At 62.7% G+C, this 3,695-nt stretch carries 5 protein-coding genes; 3 read left to right on the top strand and 2 right to left on the bottom strand.

The genetic code is table 11. The annotated features are described in order from the left end of the window. The first annotated feature begins 223 nt into the window (after positions 1-223). Positions 224-1,096, top strand: a complete 873-nt coding sequence (locus HP547_RS27945; RefSeq protein WP_172288691.1) for a DMT family transporter — start codon at positions 224-226, stop codon at positions 1,094-1,096. On the opposite strand, the gene HP547_RS27940 is transcribed toward HP547_RS27945, so the two are convergent. Beyond that, complete coding sequence (locus HP547_RS27940; RefSeq protein ID WP_172288689.1) at positions 1,093-1,983, bottom strand: triacylglycerol lipase; 891 nt, start codon at positions 1,981-1,983, stop codon at positions 1,093-1,095. The two genes, HP547_RS27945 and HP547_RS27940, sit on opposite strands and share 4 nt — an antisense overlap. Positions 1,984-2,105: 122 nt before the next feature. Here HP547_RS27940 and osmE point away from each other — a divergent pair, with 122 nt between their 5' ends. Both osmE and HP547_RS27930 read left to right on the top strand, forming a co-directional pair. Further along, positions 2,106-2,447, top strand: a complete 342-nt coding sequence (gene osmE, locus HP547_RS27935) for an osmotically-inducible lipoprotein OsmE (RefSeq protein WP_172233139.1) — start codon at positions 2,106-2,108, stop codon at positions 2,445-2,447. A gap of 48 nt (positions 2,448-2,495) precedes the next feature. Beyond that, complete coding sequence (locus HP547_RS27930; RefSeq protein WP_172233136.1) at positions 2,496-3,026, top strand: bacterioferritin; 531 nt, start codon at positions 2,496-2,498, stop codon at positions 3,024-3,026. 128 nt (positions 3,027-3,154) lie between these two features. On the opposite strand, the gene HP547_RS27925 is transcribed toward HP547_RS27930, so the two are convergent. Beyond that, a partial coding sequence (locus HP547_RS27925; protein ID WP_172288687.1) for an AsmA family protein occupies positions 3,155-3,695 on the bottom strand: 541 nt, incomplete at its 5' end.

The raw sequence follows: 3,695 nt of genomic DNA, 5'->3' as shown, positions 1-3,695 counted from the left end.
GAAAAGTGCGATGAATCAATTTGCGATTCTGTACGGAGATCGGTTCATCAGGCCAACCTGGTGAAATCAAGGCCTGCCGGGCGGCAGGCCATTACCGGCCCGCACACAAAAAACCTGACACTCCCGGTTAAGAGTATAGGCTTTTAGACAGACAATCGATAATACAGGCCTATCGAGGGCCTGCTCTGCAGCCCCAATCAGGCCGAGACGAGTAACCCGCTCAATGAACTACCTCTTCCCCCTCACCGCCATCCTTATCTGGGCCGGCAACACCGTGGTCACCAAGATGTCCGCCGGGGCCATCCACCCTGCCGAGATCGGCTTCTATCGCTGGCTGTTGGCCGGCCTGCTGTTCACCCCATTCCTGCTGCCCGCTGTGTGGCGCAACCGCGCGGCCATCCGCCCGCACCTGGCCAAGGTAGGCCTCCTCGGCGTACTGGGCATGGCGATGTACCAGAGCCTGGCCTACTTCGCCGCCAGCATCACCAGCGCCACCAACATGGGCATCATCCTCTCGCTGATGCCGCTGATGTCGCTGGCTCTGTCCATCGCCTGGCTGGGTCAACGCCTGAGCTACGGTGCATTGCTGGGCGCAGTGGTGTCGTTTGTCGGCGTGCTCGAAGTGGTCAGCGCCGGCCACCCGGCCAGCCTGCTTGATCAAGGCCTGAACAGCGGCGACCTGCTGATGCTGGTGGCCACCCTGGCCTACGCGTTATACAGCTTCCTGCTGAAGAAATGGCAGCTGCGCCTACCGCCGCTGCAGCTGCTGTACCTGCAAGTGCTGGTGGCGATCATCGTGCTGTTGCCGCTGTTTCTGCTGTCGGACAAAACCGGGCTGAACAGCCGCAACGTCAGTCTGGTGCTGTACGCCTGTGTGCTGGCGTCGATGATCGCGCCACTGCTGTGGATGCAGGCCGTGCACCGCCTGGGGCCAAGCCGCACCACACTGTTCTTCAACCTGCTGCCGCTGGTCACTGCACTGATCGCTGCAGTGGTACTCGACGAGCAACTGGCCAGCTACCACCTGGCCGGCGGCCTGATGACCCTGGCAGGGGTGGTGCTGGCCGAGCGCTGGACCACGCCGATTCGCCGCTAGAGCCCCGCAGCCTTGAGCCGAGCCGCATGTTCGGTAAACAGCCGCACTGGCTCGGCGCCTTTGCCCACTGCGCCCAGTGACTGGTTGACGATGTCCAGGTGGTCGAGCGGGTAATCGTCGCCGATCACCTGCCCCAGGTGCGAGCTGAAGCGCCCGACCATGCCGTCGCACTGGCCTTTTTCCTTGACGAAACTGCGGGCGAACAGGCGACAGAAGCGGTTGCTGCCGTCAAAACGGTTGCGGCCCTGGTCGGTCAGGCCAGGCTGCAAGGTGCCCGACCAGGAGTAATAGCGCACGCCATTCACCTCGTAGGCCCCCTCCCCGCCCCAGGCCTGCGGCAGCCCCTGTGGATAAGCCTGGTTGAACAGTGCTACCCCGGCGCTGGTCAGCGACTGGTGCGAGGCATGCACATCCACCGGCAGCGGGTCCCGGCGCCAACCGGTCTCCAGCCACACCAGCAGTACGGCAAGACCATGCAACACGGCCTTGAGGATCCGCCCTTGGGGTGAATCGCCCGGTGCCGTGCGTTCAAGGTGATCCGCCAGCTCGGAGCCATGGTTGGGCCCCGCCACCGAGGTGACCGAGGCCACCCGAGCAGGCCGCTTGGCCGCCGCATAACGCGCGTCCAGGGCACCCTGGCTGTGGCCGATGAGGTTGACCTTGTCGGCACCTGTGCGCTGGCAGATGTCTTCGATGATCATCAACAACTGCTCACCGCGCACTTCACTGCAATGCAGCGGTGAAACCTGCACCGCAAACACCTGCGCCCCACCTTTGCGCAGCGCTGGCACGATGCCGAACCAGTAGGGGTAAAGCACCGCCCGGACAAACCCGAGCATGCCCGGCACCAGCACCAGCGGGTATCGCGTGGCCAATTCCTGCTGCATTGCCCTGCCCCTTTCCGTGGACGACCGGCCAACACTACAGCGCCGATCATGACCATCGCAATCGAACTCCCGGCGCGCGTTGCGGTTCCAAACCACACAGACCCTTTGCAAGGAGCGGGACCATGTACAAGCAGACCCTGGCAATCCTTCTGGCAAGCGCCACCCTGGCCGCCTGCGGCAGCCGCCCGGAAAACCCGGTGGACTACGTCACCTACCGTGATGAACCGCTGGTCAAGCAGGTGGAGCATGGCATGACCATGCAGAAGGTGATCGCCATCGGCGGCAGCCCGTCGAACGTGATCGACCTGCCGCACGGGGGTACCTGCAACGACTACATCCTCAACCGCGACGGCAAGCAGCAGCCCTACTACGTGCGCTTTGACGCCACCGGTCATGTCGATGCCAAGGGCTTCAAGACCTGCAAACAACGCGAAGAAGACAGCGAAGCCGTCCCCGGCGCGTAAGTCTTTCAGAACATGCCCATGACCACCCTGATGCTTTCGGAGATGAACATGAATGCGACTGAACTGACCGATGTTAAAACCCTGCGTGAACGTGCCCGCCAGCATGTCGAGCAAGGCGCGGTGACCGAGGGTTACCACGCTGACCGCCAGGAGATCCTGCGCCTGCTCAACGAGTCGCTGGCCACCGAGCTGGTGTGCGTCTTGCGCTACAAGCGGCACTACTTCATGGCCAGCGGTATCAAGGCCAGCGTGGCTGCCAGCGAGTTCCTGGAGCACGCCAATCAGGAAGCCGAGCACGCTGACAAACTTGCCGAGCGGATCGTGCAATTGGGGGGCGAGCCGGATTTCAACCCGGACAACCTGACCAAGAATTCCCACGCCCAGTATGTGGCGGGCAATTCGTTGAAGGAGATGGTGCTGGAGGATCTGGTAGCGGAGCGGATTGCCATCGACAGCTACCGCGAGATCATTCAGTACATTGGGGATAAGGACCCGACTACGCGGCGTATCTTCGAGGACATCCTGGCGCAGGAGGAAGAGCACGCGGACGACATGTCCGACCTGCTGCAAGGGCTGTAATCGCAAGGGGCTGCTTTGCAGCCCATTCGCAGGCAAGCCAGCGCCCACAAGTACCGCGCAAAGCCCAGGCTTTCGCAATACCTGTGGGCGCTGGCTTGCCTGCGAATGGGCCGCAAAGCGGCCCTCTGCTATTTCCGCCCCTTCACCGCCGCCGGTGCTTTCCCGGCTTTCATCTGCTGCAACAACGGTGTGCACTGGTTGGGATCATCGCCGCTGCTAGGTGCAATCAGCGCCAGCAACCCTGCCGCCGGCCCGGCCACCACACCCAAGGCCACCATCCCCGCCCCACGCAACGCCAGCGGCACTGCCTGCACCCCGGCACTCGGCTTGGCGAACGGCCCGCGTACATACAGCGGCGAACGCAGGGAGAACAGCCTCAACCCTTTCGATTCCGGCGTGACTTTCAGGTCCAGCTGCTCACTGGCGAAATTGGCCGTGCCGTTGATGTAGATGATCGCGTTCTCGGTATCGAAGATAAACAGCCGCGTACTCGCAAGACCGTCCTTGATACCCACATCGGCGGCCGCGCAGTTGATTTTCACGTCCTCGTCGCCAAACAGCTTGCCGACCACATAGTTACCCACGTTCAACCCGGCGATCTCCATCAGGCTGCGGCTGATGGCGCCATCGTTGATCAGCATGCGCAGATCCCCGTTCGCGGTGCCCAGC

Origin of the sequence: Pseudomonas sp. CM27, assembly GCF_013179515.1 — a bacterium.
Lineage (GTDB): Bacteria > Pseudomonadota > Gammaproteobacteria > Pseudomonadales > Pseudomonadaceae > Aquipseudomonas.
The sequence above is the reverse complement of the archived record's forward strand: the minus strand, read 5'-3'. Positions and strand labels throughout refer to the sequence as shown.